The sequence below is a fragment of the Thetidibacter halocola genome, from assembly GCF_018224955.1.
GTDB classification, from domain to species: domain Bacteria; phylum Pseudomonadota; class Alphaproteobacteria; order Rhodobacterales; family Rhodobacteraceae; genus Thetidibacter; species Thetidibacter halocola.
The window spans coordinates 141,960-162,281 of record NZ_JAGTUU010000006.1; the positions used below are offsets into that span (position 1 = coordinate 141,960).

Sequence of the window (20,322 nt, forward strand, 5' to 3'; positions counted from 1 at the left end):
AAACCCCGGGTTGCCGGACTCGGGCCCGATCACTGCGACGCTAGGGCCGTGTGCACAGATGCGTCAATCGGGATCATTTCAGGAACGGATGGTAAGGTCAGGCCGCTGTCTTGCGCCGGTGCCGGGCCAGCAGGTCGTCCACGACGACATAGGTCGCCGGCATGAACCGCCTCCGCTCATGCGCCTCCTGCCACCAGGCTGCCCCGCCGGGTGTCGTCAGCATCTCGGCCAAGGTGTGCATGATCGCATCCTCCAGCCCGACCAGCTTGCGCGGCAGCGAGTCGTTGTGCTTGAGGAAGTTGCCACCAATATGAACGCCCTGTTCCAGGTACAGGCCAAAGCGCATCTTCCCCGCCTCGTCCAGCGCATGGTAATCCGCATGCGCCCGCACCAGGAATTCCGCCAGATCGCCGGAATTGGTCGCCGCCTTGTAGTCCGTGAAGGATTGCAGCACGTCCCGCCAGTTCGCCAGTTCCGACTGCTTGCGCGTCAGGTGCAGTTCGTAGCCGACAAAGACCAGCGACACGATGATCGCGCAGGCGGCCACAAGGTCGGCTATATCGGCCAGCGTTGACAGCGGCATCCGGTCCGTTCCTCTCCCGTTCCGGGTATTGAACAGAGCGCGGGGCCAAAAAACAATGCCCCGCGACAGGGCGCGGGGCATTGCGTGATGTCCGGGTCTCGTCGTCAGACCGTCGGTTCGGGCTCCAGCCCGCCTTCGGGCTTGGCCTTGGGCTTGGTCTTGGGGATCGCGGTCAGGCTGGGCGTGTCCTCCTTCGAGGCCGCGCTGCCCTTGTCGTCGCCTGAATGCGGCGGTTCTCCGCGGATCACGCGCTCGATCTCTTCGCCCGTCAGGGTCTCGTATTCCAGAAGGCCCTGCGCCAGCCGCTCCCAGTCGTCCTTGCGCTCCTGCAGGATCTGGTAGGCGCGGTCATAGGCGTCGGTGATGAAGCGGCGCACCTCTTCCTCGATCATCTCCTTGGTATGGGCGCTGACCGACAGGCCGGCGGTGTTGCCCGAGTAGCCCTCGGCCGCCTCGCGGTAGTCGATGTTGCCCACCTTGTCGGACATGCCCCATTGCAGAACCATCGCCCGGGCCAGCGCGCTGGCCTGCTGGATGTCGCCCGCCGGGCCGTTCGAGACGTTCTCGGGGCCGTACTTGATGATCTCGGCCGCCTTGCCCGCCATGGTCATGGCCAGCTTTTCCTCGCATTCAGACTTGTGCCAGTTCAGGCGGTCGATTTCCGGCAGCGAGACCACCATGCCCAGCGCGCCGCCGCGCGGGATGATCGTCGCCTTGTAGACCGGGTCGCATTGCGGCAGCGTCAGGCCGACGACGGCGTGACCGGCTTCGTGATAGGCGGTCTTTTCCTTCTGCTCGTCGGTCAGGACCATGCTGCGGCGCTCGGCCCCCATCATGACCTTGTCCTTGGCGTTCTCGAAGTCTTCCATCGTGACGAACCGGCGGCCGACACGGGCGGCCATCAGCGCCGCCTCGTTGACCAGGTTGGCAAGGTCCGCGCCCGAGAAACCGGGCGTGCCGCGCGCGATGATGCGCAGGTCGACATCCGGACCCAGCGGGGTCTTGCGAGCATGGACGCCCAGGATCTTCTCGCGGCCCTTGATGTCGGGGTTGGGCACCGTCACCTGGCGGTCGAAACGGCCGGGACGCAGCAGAGCCGGGTCCAGCACGTCGCGCCGGTTGGTCGCCGCGACGATGATGACACCCTCGTTCGCCTCGAAACCGTCCATCTCGACCAGAAGCTGGTTCAGCGTCTGCTCGCGCTCGTCGTTGCCGCCGCCATAGCCCTGGCCACGGGCGCGGCCCACGGCGTCGATCTCGTCGATGAAGACGATGCAAGGCGCGTTCTTCTTGGCCTGTTCGAACATGTCGCGCACGCGGGAGGCACCGACACCCACGAACATCTCGACAAAGTCGGAACCCGAGATGGTGAAGAAGGGCACACCCGCCTCGCCCGCGATGGCGCGCGCCAGCAGCGTCTTACCCGTGCCCGGCGGGCCAACCAGCAGCGCGCCCTTCGGGATCTTGCCGCCCAGGCGGCTGAATTTCTGCGGGTTGCGCAGGAATTCGACGATCTCCTCGAGTTCTTCCTTGGCCTCGTCGATGCCCGCCACGTCGTCAAAAGTCACGCGGCCGTGCTTTTCGGTCAGCAGCTTGGCCTTGGACTTGCCAAAGCCCATCGCGCCGCCTTTGCCGCCACCCTGCATCCGGTTCATGAAGTAGATCCAGACGCCGATCAGCAGCAGGAAGGGAAGCAGGCTGAGAAGGAAGGCCTGGAAACCCGACTGTTCCTGCTGTTCGGCGCGGATCGGCACGTCGTTGGCGATCAGCAGTTCCGTGATCGAGGCATCCTCGGGCTTGATCGCCACGTAGTCTGTCCCGTCATTCGAGCGGAAGCGCACCTGCTCGCCATCCAGCGTCACGTTGGCGACAGTCTTGTCCTCGACCGCGCGGACGAACTCGGAATAGCTGATCTCGCGGCTTTGCAGCGTGCTGCCGCCACCGGAAAAGAGGTTGAAGAGCGCCAGGATCAACAGGAACAGGACGACCCAGAAGGCGATGTTTCTCGCGTTACCCAAGGGGGAAACTCCTTTGAAAGCTTGTCGTGCTTAGCACGACGCGTTACCGGGTAACATAGATATCCCGGAGAAGGGTTCAATGCGAAAGCAGGAACTCGCGGACACCGCCGGGCCACATCTCGTCGAACCGCGACCGCAGGCTACCGCCCGGTCCAACATTCAGACCATCGCAGGCCAGCAGTGTCCCGTCCTGCCAGATCGACGGCAGCGACAGCGCCGCCCTGTGCGGCAACTCTGCCGCGGCTCTGCCGGGGGCCGTTTCGCGCCATCCGTTCTCCCCCAACGCCCGCAGGGTGCAGCCGTCAAAGGCGCGATGCGCGGGCCGCCACCGCCCGTCCCACAGCGTTTCGGGCCCGATCGTCTCTGACTGACCCGCGACGGCGGCCTGTTCACGAAACAGAAGCAGCCGACCTTGCCTGAAGGCTGCCTCGCAACCGTGCAGCGTTCCGCCCCCGCCCGAGGCGACCCGGTCATGGAACCCGTCCAGCGCCTCGGCCCGGGGGCCATGGTCGGCACCGGACAGGTAGTGCAGCAGCCCGCCCAGCAGCCGGCGCGCCGTCGCCGGATCGCTCTGCCGGTGCCAGTCGGGATCGAGGATCAGCACGCCGCTCCGATCCCCCGCCGCGGTCTCGTGCGCCCGGCCGACGCGCCCCCACAATTCAGCCGCGCGGAGGCGAAGGGCCTCTCGGTCGGACCCAAGCCGCACAGCGGTCTCGGCCAGCCTGTCGCGGCCCAGACCCTCTGTCTCGAGCAGCGCCATCAACCGACGCATCCGGGCGCGGCCATAGGCGGGGTCCTCGTTGCTCGGGTCTTCGACCCAGCGGCCCTTGAGTGTGCGCAGGTAGTGACGCAACTCCTCCCGTCCCATCTCGAGACAGGGCCGCACCACCAGAAAGCCCGGGCTGCGCTCTGCCGGTGCCGGTGGGAGGTCTCCGGCGATTTCGCCGGGCACGGCTTCGGAAGGAAAGACATGGTGGCAGGCCGCCATCGCAGACAGCCCGTCGATCCCCGAACCGCGCGCCAGCCGCATCAGGAATGTCTCGGCCACGTCGTCACGCGTATGCGCCATCAGCACATGCCCGATGCTGCCCCGCCACCGGTCGATCAGGCCAAGCCGCGCCCGGCGGCCTGCATCCATCGTGTTGCCCGTCCCGTCCCAGTGCCAACGCAGCACCGCATGTGGCCAGCCCAGAGCCGCGCATTCCTCTGCCACCATTGCCGCCTCGGCCGCGCTCTCGGGGCGCAACCCGTGATCCACCGTGACCACCCACAAACGCACACCCCAGGCATGCGCCCAGTTATGTGCCAGCGTCAGCATCGCCATGCTGTCGCCGCCGCCCGAGACCGCGAGCGCGATATCCGAGGGAAAATCCGGGCCCAGCAAATGCCCCATCGCCCCGGCGAAGCGCCGATCGAGACTCATCCGCCCCGCCCTTCTTCTGGCCGAAAACATCCCGGGGGGCACCGCAGGCGTGGGGGCAGAGCCCCCTCCACGCCGGATTGTGCCGCGACGCGACACGGGGGCAGAGCCCCCTCCACGCCCAAGCCCCCTACTGACAGCCGAGTTCCGCGCGGCTGGTGCGGGCGCGGCCCGCGAATTCCGACCCGGCATAGCGGTTGTCCACCTCGGCCAGCGTCACGCAGGCCTCGGGTACGCTGCCCAGCGCGGCCAGCGAGGTGCCCAGCCGCCACAGGGCTTCGGGCGCGACTCGAGCCTCGGGATAGTCGGTATAGGCCGACAGGTAGCGCCGCGCGGCCTCGCGCGTGTCGCCCTGTCCCTCGAGGGCGCGGCCCTCACCGACCAGTGCCGCGGCCTCCAGCGGGCCTTGCGGATAGGTCTGCCGGAAGGCGGCGAAAAGCTGCGCCGCCACCGCGAATTCGCCGTTGTCGAGGGCGGCGCGCGCCGCGACGAAATCCGCCTCCTCGCTGACGGCAAGCTCGCCCTCGGCCGGCAGGCTGTCGGTTCCTGCACCCGGCATCGGCGCGGGACCGGATGACGGGGCCGGCGTTGCCGGAACCGCCGCCCCGCCCAGACGCGGCGTGTCGCCCGGCGTGGCGATGTCGCAGGCGTCGTCGATCTCGCACAGGCGGAAATCGAGGTCGCCCAGCCGGTTCGTGCCGTCCTCGACCACCTGCCCGATGCGGAATTCCAGTTGCTCGATGCGCGAGGTCATGCGCTGCAACTCGGCCTCGATGCCATTCAACCGGTCCAGAGGGCCGCCCGAAACGGCGACGCCACTCGATCCGGTCGTGTTCAGTTCCTGCTTGAGGCGCTGCAACTCGACGAACAGGACGGCCATGTCCTGCCGGATGTCGGCCAGCGTCTCGGCCTGCTGCGCGGGGGCGGCGGTGGCGGTCATCGCCGCCAGCGCCACACCCAGGATCATGCCCCGCATCCGCCCGTCAGCCCGTCAGAGAGCCGGCGGCGATCACCGTCACCGCGCGGCGGTTGCGCGAATAGCATGCCTCTTCGGAACAGATCTCGACCGGGCGTTCCTTGCCGTAGCTGATGAATTTCAGCCGGCTCGACGAGACCCCGCGCGAGATCAGGTATTCCATGACCGCGTTGGCCCGCCGCGCGCCGAGCGCGAGGTTGTATTCCCGCGTGCCCTGCTCGTCGGCATGGCCCTCGATCACCGCCATGTAGTCGGAATTTCTCATCAGCCACTGCGCCTGGCCGTTCAGCACGGCCTGCGCCTCGGGGCTCAGCGTCGACTGGTCGACGGCAAAGAACACCCGGTCGCCGATCGCCTGGGCGAAATAGGCGGGCGAGGAAGGATCGTTGGGGCTGCCGGGGATCACGCCGCCAGACACGCCACCGGCGCCTGCGCCGCCCGCGCCGCCATCGTCACCGAAGCGGTTGGGATTGGTGCAGGCCGCAAGGGCCAGGCCGGCGACAAGAAGGATCGCCTTGGAAAGATGGTTCATGGTTCTGTCCTGCTCTTGTTCGTTGCGAGGAGGTTAACACAACGGAATCGGTATGGGAATCGGGGTTACTGGAGCGGCCCCCAGCTGGGATCCGAGGCGCCTGCGGGTGTGCGGACCCGCTTCAGGTTCCGCCCCGAGATGTCGACCGAGTAGAGCGCCGAGGCGCCCTGCGCGCCTTGCGTCTCGCGCGCGAACATCAGAACGCGGCCATTCGGTGCCCAGGAAGGACCCTCGTCGAGGAACGATGCGGTAAGCAGGCGTTCCTCGCTGCCATCGGTGCGCATGACGCCGATGTGAAAGCGGCCCGCGTTCTGCTTGGTAAAGGCGATCATGTCGCCGCGTGGGCTCCAGACCGGGGTGCCGTAGCGGCCCTGGCCAAAGCTGATCCGCACGGCTTCGCCGCCCGAGGCGGGCATCACATACAGCTGCTGCGTGCCCGACCGGTCGCTTTCGAACACGATCCTGCTGCCGTCGGGCGAATAGCTGGGCGCGGTCTCGATCGACGGTGCCGAGGTCAGCTGGCTGATCGCGCCCGTGGCGATGTTCATGGCGAAGATGTCGGTGTTGGAACCCTGCGTCATCGAATACACCACCGTCTGCCCGTCGGGGGAAAAGCGCGGCGCAAAGCTCATCACGCCGGTATTGGCCTGAAGGATGCGGCTTTCGACCGTGCCGACACTGAGCACGTGCACCCGGGGCTGGCCGCTTTCATACGAGGTATACAGCACCCGGCTGCCATCCGGCGAAAAGCGCGGCGCCAGCACCAGAGAAGCGGTGCCGGTCAGGTATTGCAGGTTCGCGCCGTCGTAATCCATGATCGCCAGCTGTTTCTGGCGCTGATCCTTGGGGCCGGTTTCCGAGACGAAGACAACGCGGCTGTCGAAATAGGGCGTCTCGCCGGTGATGCGGGCATAGACCTGGTCGGCAACCTTGTGCGCCAGCCGCCGCCAGCCGTCCGGCGTCGAGACGAACTGCATCCCCTGCCCCAGCTCGGCTTGGGCGAACACGTCCCAGACGCGGAACTTGACCACCAGGCGCCCGTTGCCGTCCGAACCGACCGACCCCGTGATCAGCGCCTGCGCGTTGATCGCCTTCCAGTCGGGAAAGCTGACCGGCGCGGCAAAGCTGGACACGCGGGCGATATGGGCGTCCTGCGGGATCTCGCGGAACAGGCCGGTTCCGGTCAGGTCCTCGGCCACGACGCGGGCGATCTGCGCGGCGTATTGCTGGGCATCGGCAGTCTCGGCCACGAAATCCGGCACCGCGTAGGGCATGGGTTCGACCACGCCTTCGGTGATCTCGATCCGAAGAGGACCGGTCTGGGCAAAGGCCGACAGCGGCGAAAGCGCCGCCATCAGCACGAAAAGCATCGAGACTATGCGGATCATCCTGTCATCCCTTCCTGGGGCTGCTGCCCGGCGCATCTGACGCGCGCTCTCGCGGCCAGCATAGCGGCAAACGGGCGTCGGCAAAATAGCGCGCAAGGCGCAAATCAGCGGGGAATCGCCAAGCGCCGGCATCAGCGCAGCCTCATCTGTGCGGGGTTGAAGGTCATTTCGATCCGCTTCCATTGTTCATACTTGTCGGACGGCAGCTGGTAGCCGCCCTGCTGGCAGCGCAACAGAGCCCGGCGCGCCGCCTGGAACGCCGTTTCCACGGCCGCACCGTCGCCGCCCGAGGCGTCGAGCAGGCGCACATCGCCCTCGACCGTGCCGTTCGGCGCCATGTTGAAGGCGAGCGTGACGGTCACGTTCGCCGCCTGGCTGCCCACGTCGACGACCCAGCATTCCTGCACCGCCAGACGCAGGCCCTCGCGCTCGCCCACTGTCAGTGGCGGGCCGGGATCGGCCGAGGGCGACGAGCCGCCGGCCAGCGCCTCGGCCAGCGCCGCGGCCACGTCGTCGCGCGGGACTGCGGCGGTCTCTGTCGGCGCCGGGGCTTCTGGCTGTGGCGTAGGCTGCGGCGGGGTCGCGGGCTGTTCCGGCGCAGGCTGGACGACCTGCTGCGGCGCCGGCGGCCGCGCCTTGGGCCGCAGCGAACTGGTCGGCGCAGAGGCGGGCCGCTCGGCCTCGGTGACGATCTCGGTCGCGGCCTCCTGCGGCGCGGTCTGTTCCTGCTGGGTCTCGGCGGTGTCGGGGCTCTGCGCGTCGGGGTCGGCGGCCTGCTGAACCTCGGTGTCGATGGTCGCCTCGGGCGGCGGGGGCGCAACCGCCTCAGGCGCGACACGCGGCGCCGGGCGCGGCATCGGGCGCGCCGACACGTCCGGCGCCTGCACAGGCGGCGGAGCCTCGGGCGCAGGCGGCTGCGGGACGGTGTCCTGCACCTCGGCCGGCGGCGGTTCCGGCTGCGGCTGCGGCGCGGGCTGCGGTTCCGGTGGGGTCGGCGGCTGGGGTGCGGGCGTCGGTTCCGGCGCGGGCGTGGGCGGCGGCGGCTCGGGGCGCGCCTCGGGGCGCGGCGGCGCGGGTTGCGAGGGCTGGGATTGCGGCGCGGTCAGCGCGGCGAATTCCTCCTCGGACAGGATCGTGACATCCGCCACGGTCATCTCGGGCGGGTCCGAGCGGAATGCCGCGCCGAACAGCACCCACAGCGCCAGAAGGCCGTGGATGACGGCGGATATCTGCGTCCCGCGCGTCATGCCGGTTTACCGATCCCGACCGTTCAGCGCCGGACCGCCCACGTCGGTCACCAGCCCGATCGAGCTGAAGCCACCGGCGTTGAGCGCGCCCATGATCTGCGCCACCTGTTCATAAGGCACTGACCCGTCGGCGCGCAGGTAGACCCGGTCGTCGGCGCGTTCCGTCGCGATGGCGCGCAGGCGCGGCACGAGGTCGTCGCGCGCGATCTCGGTCGTCTGGATCAGCACGGTGCCGTCGGCGGCCAGCGTCACGGTCAGCGGCTCCTCGGTTTCCGAGGGCAGCGCCTGCGCCGCGGTCTTGGGCAGTTCCACCGGCACGCCCACGGTCAGCAGCGGCGCGGCCACCATGAAGATGATCAGCAGCACCAGCATGACGTCCACGAAGGGCGTTACGTTGATCTCGGACATCGGGGACGAACCACCGCTGCGGCGGCGCCTGCGGCGGCGCGATCCGCCGCCTCCCCCGGATTTCATCACACCCGCGCCCATGGCTCAGGAATCCAGCTGGCGCGAGAGGATGGTCGAGAACTCGTCGGCAAAGGCCTCGTATCCGCCGATGATGCGGTCGCTGTCGGCGGACAGCTTGTTGTAGAAGACCACCGCCGGGATGGCCGCCAGCAGGCCCAGGCCTGTGGCCAGCAGCGCCTCAGCGATGCCGGGGGCGACGACCACCAGCGAGGTGTTCTGCTGCTGCGCGATCTCGATGAAGGCGTGCATGATGCCCCAGACCGTACCGAACAGGCCGACGAAGGGCGCGGTCGAGCCCACGGTGGCCAGCACCGGCAGACCCTTTTGCAGCGCCTCGGATTCCTTCTGGATGGACACGTCCATGCTGCGGTCGATCCGGGCCTGAGCGCCGGGGATCAGCCCGCCATCCTCGCGGTGGCTGCGGCTCCATTCCGTCATGCCGGCGGCAAAGACGCGGGCGGCGCGGCCCTTCGGATCGGGGCCCATCTTGTCATAGAGTTCGTCCAGCGGCTCGCCCGACCAGAAGTCGCGGTCGAACTGCGCGGCCTCGCGCCTGGCCTGCCGATAGGCCACGATCTTGTCGAAGATGATCCCCCAAGACCAGACCGAAGCCACGATCAGCAACAGCATGACCAGCTTGACGGTAAGGGTCGCCCGGGCGAACAAACCCCACATGGAGAAATCCACCGCCTGCGCGGCGGCCAGCGTTTCTGCTTCCATGAACCTGCTCTTTCCACCTGTCGGCTCTCTGCCGGAGCCGTGTTTACCAGCGTTCATAGCCGATTTGCAGCGGGAAGGCCAACACATTGCCGTCAGAGGCGGATGTTTGCCGGGCCTTGCGGGGCATGGCGGCAACGGTTCCCGCAGCGGTCATTCCCGCGAAATACCGGCGCCGCGGGACGGGCGCGGCGCCGGCGAAACGATCCCGTTGGACCGAAAGGCTTATTCCACCGTCTCGATGGTGATGGCGATGGCCGCATACCAGTCGGCGACCGCCCGGATCTCCTCGTCGGACAGGTCCGCGGCAATGGCGCTCATGATGTCATGGGTGCGCTTGCCGGTGCGGAACGCCTTCAGTTGGGTGTCGATGTAGATGTTCGTCTCGCCTGCCAGGTTCGGCGCGTCCTCGATCTGGTGCAGACCGTCGACGCCGTGGCAGGCGACACAAGCCTCGGGCGCGTTCGCCGGGTCGGCCGTGACCTCGACGCTGACCATGTGACCCGAATACCAGGCGGCCAGATCCGCGATCTGCTGGTCGGTCAGCGCACGCGCGACGATCGACATCATCTCGTGCTCGCGCGTGCCGTCGCGAAAGGCGGTCAGTTGCGCGCGAATATAACTGGCCGGTTCACCGCCAATATGCGGCGCGATCGGGATCTGGGCAAAGCCGTCGGCCCCGTGACAGGTCCGGCACTGGCCCGACAGCTTGCGCCCTGCTGCCCGGTCGCCTTCGATATCCTGTGCCGAGACGCCCCCGGCGAGCAGAAGCCCGCCGAGAGCCGCAAGTGCGATCCGCCTCATTCGCTTTTCGGCGGATTGTAGGCGATGCGCCAGATCGCGCCGGCGAAGTCATCCGAGACCAGCATGGACCCGTCCTTGAGGAAGGCGATGTCCATCGGGCGGCCACGATACTCTCCGGTCGACTCGTCAAGCCAGCCGTCGGCAAAAACCTCGGTCCCGGCCGCGTTGCCCTCTTCGTCGAGGCGGGTGAACATCACCCGCGCGCCGACCGGCGTGGTGCGGTTCCACGAGCCGTGCTGCGCCGAGAAGATGCCACCCTTGTATTCGTCTGGGAAGGAACTGCCCGAGTAGAAACTCATGCCGAGGTCTGCGGCATGGGCCTGCATCTCGACCTGGGGCTCGGTGAATTCAACGCCTTCGGGACGCGCCACGGCCTTGAAGTCGGGAAGCTCGACGCGGCCATTGGTCCAAGGGAAGCCGAAATGCTGGCCGGCAGAGGTCTGGCGGTTCAGCTCGCCCGGCGGGATGTCGTCGCCCATGCCGTCCACCTGGTTGTCGGTGAACCACAGGTCGCCATTTGCCGGGTTGAAGTCATGTCCGACCGAATTGCGAACGCCACGTGTATAGACCTCGCGGCCCGAACCGTCGGTGTTGATGCGGATGATGCCGCCGATGCCGATCTTGTCGTACATCTCGACCTTCTCGGCCGGCTGCACGTTGTAGGGCTGTCCCAGCGAGATATACAGCTTGCCGTCCGGGCCGACGCGGCAGACCCGCGCGGTGTGGTTGAAGCTCTCTTCCTCGGCCGGGATCAGCTCGCCCTTGGCGACCACGACGCCCACAGCCGGGTCCGGCCCTTCGAAGAAGAACTCGGCCGCCGGGAAGGTCAGCACGCGGTTGCGCTCTGCGATATAGAGGAAACCATCCGGCGAGAAGCAGGGGCCGTTCGGAATGTCGAAGGTGATCGACGGCGCGAAATCGAAGACCTCGTCCGCGACACGGTTGCGGTCACGGTCGACGACCGACCAGACCTTGTCCTTGCGGGTGCCCACGAACACGACCGTGCCCTGCGGCGCCACCGCCATCGACCGGGCATCCGGCACAACGGCGTAGAGGCTGACCTCGAAGCCCTCCGGCACGTTGATATGCGGAATGATCTCTCGCAGGGCGGCAGCGCGGTCCCCCTCCTGATCGATGACGGTGAAGGTGGCGTCGGTGCGCTGCATGTTCGTCAGCTTGTCCATGTTGTCCTGCGCCGCCAGCGGACCGGCAAGCAGCGTGGACATCATAAGGATCGATGCGAATCGTTTGGTCTTCATGTCTTCCTCCCAAGAAAGGGGCGACAGGCGTTTTTTATCGCAGCGTGAATGCGCGATGTGGAACTCGCCCCCCACGGGCATTCTTTCGACCGATTACCGTTGCGTCAACGGGGTCGTCTTGCGGGTGCAGCAATGCCTTGCCGCGCCCACCGGGCGGGCGACCTAAATCAGCCGGCGGCGCAGGATGGCGGGCAAACGGGCGGGATGCCCATCAAGGGTCACGCAGACGGCCGTCACCTCGGCGCGAAAGACGCAATCCTTGCCGCGCATGACCTCTTGCGACATCACCAGCCGGACGCCGGTCATCGCCTTGACCTCGGTCCGTACCTCCAGCGCGTCGTCGTATTTCGCCATGCCGAGGTAATCCGCCTCGATGCGGCGGACGACAAAGACGATCCCGTCCTTCTCGCGCATGGCGTTCTGGTCGAGGCCCTGCTGCTTGACCCAGTCCGACCGCGCCCGCTCGATGAACTTGAGGTAATTGGCGTGGTAGACGATCCCCGCCATGTCGGTGTCTTCGTAATAGACGCGGACGGGAAAGAGATGTGTCATGCGGCGCCCTCTCTTGCGGTGCGCGGGCACTAAAGCACCGGCGCGCCGGGGGCTCAACCGTTGCGGTTCCGTCAGGTGGTCAGCATCCGCAAGCCCTGCGTCACGTCCGAGCGCACCGCCAGCCGCAGGCCCGGCTCGTCCCCGGCCTTGAGCGCGGCGATGATCAGGCGATGGTATTGCGGCGGCTCCGACCGGCGCAGGCGGCTGTAGAGCGCGCGCATGGTCGGGCCAAGCTGCAACCAGACGGTTTCACACATGGCCAGCATCGCCGGCGCCTGCGCGCGCAGGTAAAGCGTGCGGTGAAATTCCAGGTTGGTGCGGATATAGCCCACCGCGTCGCGGTTGCTAACCACGTCGGCGATGCCGGCATTGATCGCCTGGAGACGGTCGATCAGCGCCATATGGGCGCGCGGCAGGGCGCGGCTGGCCAGTTCGACCTCGATAAGAGCACGCAGGGCGGCCAGTTCCTCGATCCGCTCGTTGGACAGTTCCGGCGTCGCGACGCGCCCCGAGGCCGACATCGACAGCGCGCCTTCCGCCACCAGCCGCTGCACCGCCTCGCGGGCTGGGGTCATCGAGACATCGAACTCGCGCCCGATGCCGCGCAAGGTCAGGGCCTGGCCGGGCGGGATCTGGCCGTGCATGATGCGCGTGCGCAGCCCGCGATAGACGCGGTCATGGGCCGAGGCGGAAGGATCGGAATGGCGTGTGGTGATCTGCATGGCGTCATGTGATCACATCTGCGCCGCCGGTCAAGCCGGGTAGGGCGCAGCCTGGGGTCAGAACCGGAACCGGTGCAGCGCGCCACCCTCGTCGCGCAACCAGCGGCGCGGTGCGCGCCAGTCGCCGTGGATGCGTTCGACCACCGACCAGAAGGCGCGCGAGTGGTTCATCTCGGCCAGGTGCGCAACCTCGTGCGCGGCGACGTAATCCAGAACCTCGGGCGGGGCGAGGATCAACCGCCAGCTGAACATCAACCGTCCGTCGGCCGTGCAAGACCCCCAGCGTGAGCGCGTGTCGCGCAGTGTGAGCGCGGCATAGGGCCGGCCCAGCCGCGCCGCATACCGGTCGGAGGCCTCGGCCAGCCGGTCGCGCGCCCGCGCCCGCAACCAGCCCTTGAGCCGTGCCGCGGCCCGATCCTCGTCGCCCGGCACATGCAGGGCGCCCGCCTCTTGCCGCACGGCGCGGCCCTGGGCCGCGACGACCTCGTGCGGGACCCCCTCGACGGGCAGCAAAACGCCCGGGCCGACCGGCGTCTCGGGTTCGCGTTCCTGCAGGTGACCGCGCAGCCAGGATTCCTTCTGGCGCAGAAAGGCCAGGCCCTCGGCCTCTGGGACGCCCCGCGGCAGGGTCAGCGTGACCCGCCCGTCAAGCTGAGACAGGCGCAAGGACAGCCGCCGCGCCCGCGCGCTGCGCCGCAAGACCACGTCTATGCCGGGATTGCCCGGCAGCCGGATATTGCCCATGTGATCCCTGCCCGCCGCCATCCGTGCCAAAGGCTTTGACACCCGCCCGGCGTTATGGCAGAGGGCGCGGATTGTGCCAAGACCACCCAAGCGAAGGGGACCCGCCATGCCCAAGGAAGAATGGGGCACCAAGCGCCTCTGCCCCACCACCGGCAAGAGATTCTACGACCTCAACCGCAATCCGATCGTCAGCCCCTACACCGGGGAGATCGTGCAGTTGGACGTCAACAAGAAAAGCATGATCGCCCCGGACCAGGCCGATCGCGCATCGGCCGCCAAGGCCCGCAAGGACGACGTCGAGGATGTCGATCTGCTGGACGATGACGACGTCGATGTGGAACTGGATGATGACGACGTTCTCGAGGACGAGGACGACGACAACGTCTCGCTCGACGAGATCACCGACGTCGCCGGAGACGACGACGACTGACGCCCGAAAATTATGCCGAGGGGCGGGATTTTTCTGCTTGATCCCGCCCACGGCATTGCGTAATCACCCCGGCACAGCGCCGACCGCGCTGCCAAGGATGGGGCCTTAGCTCAGCTGGGAGAGCGCTTGCATGGCATGCAAGAGGTCAGGGGTTCGATCCCCCTAGGCTCCACCAAATACACGTAAATGGCCCCGCATCGTCGGGGTCTTTTTCGTTTGGTGGCACGGTCTCAGACAGACCCGAACACCGCCAGCGCAGGCCCGTGCACGCCGATGTCGAGCGGTCCGAAATCCGAATCGACACAAAGCGAGAAATACCCTGCACTTGGCAGGTAAACGACCGAATAGGCGCCGTTTGATCGCGTCACGCTCCAGCAGGTCTGCCAGATCCCGCCCGAGAACTGCACCGTGATCGGCCGCGGCCGCCGCACGCGCTGCCCCCGGAACGCCTCCAGCAGCAGGCGGTTCGCCCGGCCCGACACATCCAGCGCCGCGATCTCGGCCTCGACCAGCGCGGTGACGGTGTCGGCCAGGTCCTCCACGCGCTCAGAACAGCGCCCGGCGCAGCAGGTTCAGCCCCACGACGCATAGAACGAACAAGGTCGCCCGCCGAAAGGCACGCTGGTCGATCCGGTCCTGCACGAAGCCTCCCAGCCACATGCCCAGAACCGCCGGCGGCAGCAGGATCACCGACAGCCAGACCGTCTGCCCGTTCAGCACGCCCGACCCCAAATGCGCAACCACCAGCACCGCCGCGCCGATGCCGTAAATGACGCCCTGCACGCGCATCTGCTCAGTCTTTTCGGTGCCTAGCGCGGTCAGATACAGCACCGTCGGTGGCCCCCAGACGCCAGAGACTCCGCCCACCGCCCCGGCGAATGTGCCCACCCCTGCCTCGACCCGCCGGTCGGCCTGGGGCAGGCGCGGCTGCCAGCCCGCCAACTGCAAAGCGGCAAAGATCACCACCGGCCCGCCGATCGCCAGCAGCAGCACGTCCGCCGGCAGAACCGCCACCAGCTGCGCCGAAACCAGCAGCGCGGCGGTCATCGCCACCAGGAAGACCCGGAACCGCCGGACCGAGTCGCCCGCAGCCCGCCACCCCTGCCGCAGCGCCTGCATTCCGTTGGTGGCCAGGGTCGGCAGGATCAGCCCGGCCAGCGCCTGGTCGGGCGGCAGCACGGTGCTGAGCCCGGAAATCAGGATCATCGGCATGGCAAAGCCGACGAGGCCCTTGACGACTCCCGCCACCAGCGCCACGCCCAGTCCCAGCAGCAGGATTGCCGGACTTGTCTCGGTTAGAAAAAGCTCCATCCTGTCTGGCTATAGCGCCCGCCGCGCGGCGAAAACCGCTTTCTGCGCTGCCTCGTTCTCGCTGCACCGCAAAAAGGCGATGACGCAATTATTGAACAATGCGCCGTGGTCAAAAGTATTTTTGTTGCGCTGCAACTGCAAAGTGGCTATCCCCGGCCTCGACACAGACAAAGGAGCGTTCCGATGCCCCACGACGGACAAGACCTGAGCCTCGCCACCGCGATCCTGCCCGACCTGCTGACGCTGACGGGCGCCGCCATCGCCCCGGTGGAAACCCTGTTCGGGGCCGCCCGCCTGCATGTCCGCGACATGGTCAGCATCGACGGCAAGGTGTCCAACGCCGCGATGGAGGCGAACCAGACCGCGGTCCACGGGCTGGCCTGGCTGGCCACCTATGTCGAATCGCTGCGCCAGATGCAGCACTGGGCCGAACGCCTGGACGCCGAGGGGAATTTCGGCGAGGTCGAGCAACTGCTGCACCAGATCGCCTTCGGCGAGTACCTGGGTCAGGTCGCGGGCGGCATCCCAATGAACCAGGGCGAGATCCTGCGCCCGCATGACATGGGCCTTTCCGCGTCCGAGATCGCCGCCATGCAAACCCCCGAGGTCGCGACGCTGATCCGCGAGGCCAACAGCCCCGCAGCCCGCACCCGCCTCGTCGAGCTGATGGAGGAACGCGCCGCCGAGATCACCGTCGGCCGCACCGGCCTCGACGAAGAGCTCGAGATGATCCGCGAGCAGTTCCGCCGCTATGCCGTCGACAAGGTCGAACCCTTCGCCCACGAATGGCACCTCAAGGACGAACTGATCCCGATGGAGGTGATCGAGGAACTGTCCGAGATGGGCGTCTTCGGCCTGACCATCCCCGAGGAATTCGGCGGCTTCGGCCTGTCAAAGGCGTCGATGTGCGTTGTCTCCGAGGAACTGTCGCGCGGCTATATCGGCGTGGGCAGCCTTGGCACGCGCAGCGAGATCGCGGCAGAACTCATCATCGCCGGCGGCACCGAGGAACAGAAGCAGAAATGGCTGCCCCGCCTCGCCTCGGGTGAAACCCTGCCCACGGCGGTCTTCACCGAGCCCAACACCGGCTCTGACCTCGGCAGCTTGCGCACCCGCGCGGTTCAGGACGAGAACGGCGACTGGATCGTGACCGGCAACAAGACCTGGATCACCCATGCCGCGCGCACCCATGTGATGACGCTGCTGGCCCGCACCGATCCCGAGACCAGCGATTATCGCGGCCTCTCGATGTTCCTCGCCGAAAAGACCCCGGGCACCGATGAAAACCCCTTCCCGACCCCCGGCATGACCGGCGGCGAGATCGAGGTGCTGGGCTATCGCGGCATGAAGGAATACGAACTCGCCTTCGACGGCTTCAAGGTCAAGGGCGAGAACCTGCTGGGCGGCGAGACCGGCAAGGGTTTCAAGCAGCTGATGGAAACCTTCGAGTCCGCGCGCATCCAGACCGCCGCCCGCGCCATCGGCGTCGCGCAATCGGCGCTGGATGTCGGCATGAAATACGCCCAGGACCGCAAGCAGTTTGGAAAATCCCTCATCGCCTTCCCGCGCGTGTCGGGCAAGCTCGCCATGATGGCCGTCGAGATCATGGTGGCCCGCCAGCTGACCTATTTCAGCGCCCGCGAAAAGGACGAGGGCCGCCGCTGCGATCTCGAGGCCGGCATGGCCAAGCTGCTGGGCGCCCGCGTCGCCTGGGCCGCCGCCGACAACGCGCTGCAGATCCACGGCGGCAACGGCTTTGCGCTGGAATACACGATCTCCCGCATCCTCTGCGACGCGCGCATCCTCAACATCTTCGAGGGCGCCGGCGAGATCCAGGCCCAGGTCATCGCCCGACGCCTGCTCTCGGGCGCCAACTGATCGCATGACGGGGCGGCGCACCCGGCCGCCCGTTCATCTTGCCCGGAAAACTCCGGGGGAGTCCGCCGCAGGCGGACGGGGGCAGCGCCCCCTTGATCCCGATCAAGGCCGCGCCGCGGCCTTCATGCTCTTGAGACGCCAACGCAATTCAGGAGCATCCCATGTCCTTCAAGGAAAAATTCGACGAGACCCGCAACAACCTGCGCGGCCTCCGCAAGGCGATCCCCGATACGTTCGCAGGCTTCGTATCGATGGAAAAAGCCGCCAGTGCCGACGGCGCGCTTAGCCACAAGTCCAAGGAACTGATCGCCCTTGGCATCGCGGTGGCGCTGCGGTGCGAGGATTGCATCATCAGCCACGCGGGCGCCTGCATCCGTGCCGGCGTCACGCGCGAGGAACTGTCCGAGGCACTGGGCACCGCGATCCAGATGTCCGGCGGGCCGGGCCTGATGTATGCCGCCAAGGCGCTGGCAGCCTATGACGAACTGTCGGCCGACGCCTGATCGCGGCCCGAACCACAGGGCGGGGCTCGCCCCCGCCCTTGTCCGGTGTCAGGACTTGTCCGTGACGTTCTCCTTGAACGCCACCTCAAAGGCCGTCTGCTTGTCAGCGCTGGCCTCTGTCTGGTTCTGCGCGCGCCACGCCTCGTAGGGCATGCCGTAGAATATCTCGCGCCCCTCGTCCTTGGTCATCGCGATGCCGCGCTCGTTCGCGGCCTCCTGATACCAGCGGCTCAGGCAGTTGCGGCAGAACCCGGCCATGTTCATCAGGTCGATATTCTGCACGTCGGGACGGTCTTCCTGAAGGTGCTTCTGCAACCGGCGGAAGGCCGCGGCCTCCAGTTCGATGCGGGTCTGGTCGTCCATATCGTTCTCCTTCTCAGTCCTTGACCTGCGCCAGCGCCCACTCCAGCAGCGGGGCGAGCCGCGCCCCCCAATGGGCTTGCGCCTGTTCCGTCTCGATCAGGTCGTTGCGCACTTCGATCAACGTGTTGTTACGCCCATGCTTCAACGCGTGCCGGTCGATCGCATCCCCGGGCAGATGCCCCGGATAGGGTTCGTTCCGCCCCACCACGAGGTCGGGTTCGGCCTCCAGCGCGGCGATCAGCGGATCGGACAGGCGCGCGTCCCAGGCATGCAGGACACCGACATGCCAAGGCCGGGTCGGCCGCCCGCGCAGTTGCCGCGTGTAAGAGTGCACAGACACGATCACGATATCGTCGCGCCGCCCGGCCAGCCGTTCCAGCGCGGCGTGATAGGGGCGGTAGTAGGCCTCCAGCCGGCGTTCCGTTTCGACGGCGTCCGCAGCGCGGTTGCCGGGGATGATCGAGCCGTCATACAGCTTCATCAGCAGCGTCGGGTCGTCCTCTCCGCGGTTCGGGTCGATGACCAGCCGCGAGAATTCCGAGCAGAGCACCGGCGCCCCCAGCGCCTCGCCCAGTGCCAGCGCGACGCCCCGCGCGCCCACGTCAAAGGCGATGTGCCGCGCCATGTCGGCATCCGGCAGGCCCAGCGTCCCGCCCAGGTCCGGCGGCACGCAATTTGACGCATGATCGCAGGTGATCAGCCATCGGCCCTGTCGCGCTTCGCCGTGAATGGTATAGGGGGTGTATGTCATGCGCCCGTCATCTCCTCTCTGCAACAGATAGGCAAGGGGCGGGTCAAAGGGAATTGCGGCATCGCATCCCGCGTGCTACCAGCCGTGACTAACGCCGTTAGCGGTAACACGGATCGCTGCGCCGACATGAGAGGGACAGGAATGAAACGCGAACGCAAAGTCAAGATCGTGGCCACGCTCGGCCCCGCCTCGTCCAGCTACGAGATGATCCGCGCCCTGCACGAGGCAGGCGCCGACGTGTTCCGCCTGAACATGAGCCACGGCACGCATGACGAGATCGCCGAACGCCACCGGATCATCCGGCAGGTGGAAAAGGACCTGGACAGCCCCATCGCCATCCTCGCCGACCTGCAAGGGCCCAAGCTGCGGGTGGGTGAGTTCGTCAACGGTTCGGAAGAGTTGGAATGGGGCGAGCCCTTTCGCCTCGACCTGGACCCGGCGCCCGGCACGCATCAGCGGGTGAACCTGCCGCACCCGGAAATCTTCGCCGCGCTGGAACCGGGATCGCACCTGCTGGTCAATGACGGCAAGATTCGCCTGCGGGTCGAGGAATGCGCCGAGGATCACGCGAATTGCACGGTCGTCATCGGCGGCACGATCTCGAATCGCAAGGGCGTGAACGTGCCCGACGTGGTGCTGCCTCTGGCCGCCTTGTCGGACAAGGATCGCAAGGACCTGGAGTATGTCTGCGCCCTGGGCGTCGACTGGCTGGCGCTGTCCTTCGTGCAGCGCGCCGCCGATGTCGAGGAGGCGCGCCAGCTGACCGCAGGCCGCGCCGCGATCCTGTCCAAGATCGAGAAACCCGCCGCGGTGCGCGCCTTCGAGGAAATCCTCGCCGTCTCGGACGGGATCATGGTGGCGCGGGGCGACCTGGGCGTGGAACTGCCCGTGCAGAACGTGCCGCCGATCCAGAAGCGCCTGGTGCGCAAGTGCCGCGCCGCCGCCAAGCCGGTGATCGTCGCCACCCAGATGCTGGAGTCGATGATCGAAAGCCCGATGCCGACCCGGGCCGAGGTCAGCGACGTCGCCACCGCGATCTACGAGGGCACCGACGCGATCATGCTGTCGGCAGAATCCGCCGCCGGCCAGTATCCGATCGAGGCCGTGACCACGATGGACAACGTCGCCCGCGAGGTCGAAAGCGACCCGACCTATACCGAGATCATCGAGGCCTCGCGCCAGGCCGTGCGCCACACCGTCGCCGACGGGATCGTGGCGGCCGCGCGCGAGATCGCCGAGACGACGAACATCAAGGCTATTTGCTGCTTTACCTCGTCGGGCACCACGGCCTCGCTGGTGGCGCGGGAACGGCCGCGCGTGCCGATCATCGCCATGACCTCATCGCGCGGCGCGGCGCGGCGCCTGTCGCTGATCTGGGGCACCTATTGCGTGATGACCGGCGATCTCGAGCGGTTCAAGCAGGCGGTCGTCAATGCCGCTCGCGCCGCCCGTGCCGGTGGCTTTGCCACCGAGGGCGACCAAATCGTCGTCACCGCCGGCGTGCCCTTCAACATCCCTGGCACAACCAACATCCTGCGCGTGGCACCCTGCGACGAGCGGCTGATATACCGCACCGACCCGGAATAATCCGCGCGCGGTTTGATTCCCGGCCCCGCCAAGCGTAGGATTCCTCCCATATTATCAGGGTTGGGGTAT

General features: G+C 67.3%; 22 protein-coding genes and 1 tRNA gene. 5 read left to right on the forward strand and 18 right to left on the reverse strand.

Features of this window, described 5'->3' with window-relative positions; genetic code table 11:
• Window positions 1–97: 97 nt before the first annotated feature.
• The 14 genes from KB874_RS15415 to KB874_RS15480 form a co-directional block, all read right to left on the reverse strand.
• Window positions 98–583 (reverse strand): hypothetical protein, encoded by a 486-nt coding sequence (locus KB874_RS15415; RefSeq protein WP_212537448.1) that lies wholly within the window; start codon window positions 581–583, stop codon window positions 98–100.
• Window positions 584–687: 104 nt separating this feature from the next.
• Window positions 688–2,601, reverse strand: coding sequence for an ATP-dependent zinc metalloprotease FtsH (gene ftsH / locus KB874_RS15420; RefSeq protein WP_212537449.1), 1,914 nt, complete (start codon window positions 2,599–2,601; stop codon window positions 688–690).
• A gap of 76 nt (window positions 2,602–2,677) precedes the next feature.
• Window positions 2,678–4,024, reverse strand: a complete 1,347-nt coding sequence (gene tilS, locus KB874_RS15425; RefSeq protein WP_212537450.1) for a tRNA lysidine(34) synthetase TilS — start codon at window positions 4,022–4,024, stop codon at window positions 2,678–2,680.
• Window positions 4,025–4,151: 127 nt separating this feature from the next.
• Complete coding sequence (locus KB874_RS15430; protein WP_346346561.1) at window positions 4,152–4,988, reverse strand: tetratricopeptide repeat protein; 837 nt, start codon at window positions 4,986–4,988, stop codon at window positions 4,152–4,154.
• A 16-nt stretch (window positions 4,989–5,004) separates the two neighbouring features.
• A complete protein-coding gene (gene pal / locus KB874_RS15435) occupies window positions 5,005–5,529 on the reverse strand; it encodes a peptidoglycan-associated lipoprotein Pal (protein ID WP_212537452.1) in 525 nt (174 codons plus the stop codon).
• Window positions 5,530–5,594: 65 nt separating this feature from the next.
• Window positions 5,595–6,917 (reverse strand): Tol-Pal system beta propeller repeat protein TolB, encoded by a 1,323-nt coding sequence (tolB, locus tag KB874_RS15440; protein ID WP_212537453.1) that lies wholly within the window; start codon window positions 6,915–6,917, stop codon window positions 5,595–5,597.
• Between the two features lie 131 nt (window positions 6,918–7,048).
• A complete protein-coding gene (locus KB874_RS15445; protein ID WP_212537454.1) occupies window positions 7,049–8,164 on the reverse strand; it encodes a cell envelope biogenesis protein TolA in 1,116 nt (371 codons plus the stop codon).
• Window positions 8,165–8,170: 6 nt separating this feature from the next.
• Window positions 8,171–8,653: a protein TolR gene (tolR, locus tag KB874_RS15450; protein ID WP_212537455.1), complete on the reverse strand. Its 483-nt coding sequence runs from the start codon at window positions 8,651–8,653 to the stop codon at window positions 8,171–8,173.
• Window positions 8,654–8,656: 3 nt separating this feature from the next.
• The gene (gene tolQ, locus KB874_RS15455; RefSeq protein WP_212537456.1) at window positions 8,657–9,352 is read right to left on the reverse strand and encodes a protein TolQ; all 696 of its coding nucleotides are present in this window, start codon (window positions 9,350–9,352) and stop codon (window positions 8,657–8,659) included.
• Window positions 9,353–9,574: 222 nt separating this feature from the next.
• Complete coding sequence (locus KB874_RS15460; RefSeq protein WP_212537457.1) at window positions 9,575–10,153, reverse strand: c-type cytochrome; 579 nt, start codon at window positions 10,151–10,153, stop codon at window positions 9,575–9,577.
• The gene (locus tag KB874_RS15465; RefSeq protein WP_212537458.1) at window positions 10,150–11,412 is read right to left on the reverse strand and encodes a PQQ-dependent sugar dehydrogenase; all 1,263 of its coding nucleotides are present in this window, start codon (window positions 11,410–11,412) and stop codon (window positions 10,150–10,152) included. The genes KB874_RS15460 and KB874_RS15465 overlap by 4 nt, the downstream gene beginning before the upstream one ends.
• A gap of 162 nt (window positions 11,413–11,574) precedes the next feature.
• Window positions 11,575–11,964, reverse strand: a complete 390-nt coding sequence (gene ybgC, locus KB874_RS15470; protein WP_212537459.1) for a tol-pal system-associated acyl-CoA thioesterase — start codon at window positions 11,962–11,964, stop codon at window positions 11,575–11,577.
• A gap of 71 nt (window positions 11,965–12,035) precedes the next feature.
• Window positions 12,036–12,686: a GntR family transcriptional regulator gene (locus tag KB874_RS15475; protein ID WP_212537460.1), complete on the reverse strand. Its 651-nt coding sequence runs from the start codon at window positions 12,684–12,686 to the stop codon at window positions 12,036–12,038.
• A 57-nt stretch (window positions 12,687–12,743) separates the two neighbouring features.
• A complete protein-coding gene (locus KB874_RS15480; RefSeq protein ID WP_212537461.1) occupies window positions 12,744–13,430 on the reverse strand; it encodes a M48 family metallopeptidase in 687 nt (228 codons plus the stop codon).
• Window positions 13,431–13,536: 106 nt separating this feature from the next.
• On the opposite strand from KB874_RS15480, the gene KB874_RS15485 reads away from it, so the two are divergent.
• Both KB874_RS15485 and KB874_RS15490 read left to right on the forward strand, forming a co-directional pair.
• Window positions 13,537–13,860: a TIGR02300 family protein gene (locus KB874_RS15485; protein WP_212537462.1), complete on the forward strand. Its 324-nt coding sequence runs from the start codon at window positions 13,537–13,539 to the stop codon at window positions 13,858–13,860.
• Window positions 13,861–13,959: 99 nt separating this feature from the next.
• Window positions 13,960–14,035, forward strand: a tRNA-Ala gene (locus KB874_RS15490).
• 55 nt (window positions 14,036–14,090) lie between these two features.
• Here KB874_RS15490 and KB874_RS15495 read toward each other — a convergent pair.
• Together KB874_RS15495 and KB874_RS15500 are read right to left on the reverse strand one after the other, a co-directional pair.
• Window positions 14,091–14,402: a hypothetical protein gene (locus KB874_RS15495; protein ID WP_212537463.1), complete on the reverse strand. Its 312-nt coding sequence runs from the start codon at window positions 14,400–14,402 to the stop codon at window positions 14,091–14,093.
• A 4-nt stretch (window positions 14,403–14,406) separates the two neighbouring features.
• Entirely contained in the window at window positions 14,407–15,171 is a 765-nt protein-coding gene (locus KB874_RS15500; RefSeq protein WP_212537464.1) for a sulfite exporter TauE/SafE family protein, read from the reverse strand.
• Window positions 15,172–15,354: 183 nt separating this feature from the next.
• Here KB874_RS15500 and KB874_RS15505 point away from each other — a divergent pair, with 183 nt between their 5' ends.
• The gene (locus KB874_RS15505; RefSeq protein WP_212537465.1) at window positions 15,355–17,049 is read left to right on the forward strand and encodes an acyl-CoA dehydrogenase family protein; all 1,695 of its coding nucleotides are present in this window, start codon (window positions 15,355–15,357) and stop codon (window positions 17,047–17,049) included.
• Between the two features lie 161 nt (window positions 17,050–17,210).
• Window positions 17,211–17,552, forward strand: a complete 342-nt coding sequence (locus KB874_RS15510) for a carboxymuconolactone decarboxylase family protein (protein ID WP_212537466.1) — start codon at window positions 17,211–17,213, stop codon at window positions 17,550–17,552.
• A 48-nt stretch (window positions 17,553–17,600) separates the two neighbouring features.
• Here KB874_RS15510 and KB874_RS15515 read toward each other — a convergent pair whose 3' ends face one another.
• Together KB874_RS15515 and KB874_RS15520 are read right to left on the reverse strand one after the other, a co-directional pair.
• Window positions 17,601–17,915, reverse strand: coding sequence for a DUF1244 domain-containing protein (locus KB874_RS15515; protein WP_212537467.1), 315 nt, complete (start codon window positions 17,913–17,915; stop codon window positions 17,601–17,603).
• Window positions 17,916–17,928: 13 nt separating this feature from the next.
• On the reverse strand, window positions 17,929–18,666 hold the full coding sequence (locus tag KB874_RS15520) for an N-formylglutamate amidohydrolase (RefSeq protein ID WP_212537468.1): 738 nt from the start codon (window positions 18,664–18,666) through the stop codon (window positions 17,929–17,931).
• A gap of 141 nt (window positions 18,667–18,807) precedes the next feature.
• Between KB874_RS15520 and pyk the strand changes: the two genes are divergently transcribed.
• Window positions 18,808–20,253, forward strand: a complete 1,446-nt coding sequence (gene pyk / locus KB874_RS15525) for a pyruvate kinase (RefSeq protein WP_212537469.1) — start codon at window positions 18,808–18,810, stop codon at window positions 20,251–20,253.
• Window positions 20,254–20,322: the final 69 nt, after the last annotated feature.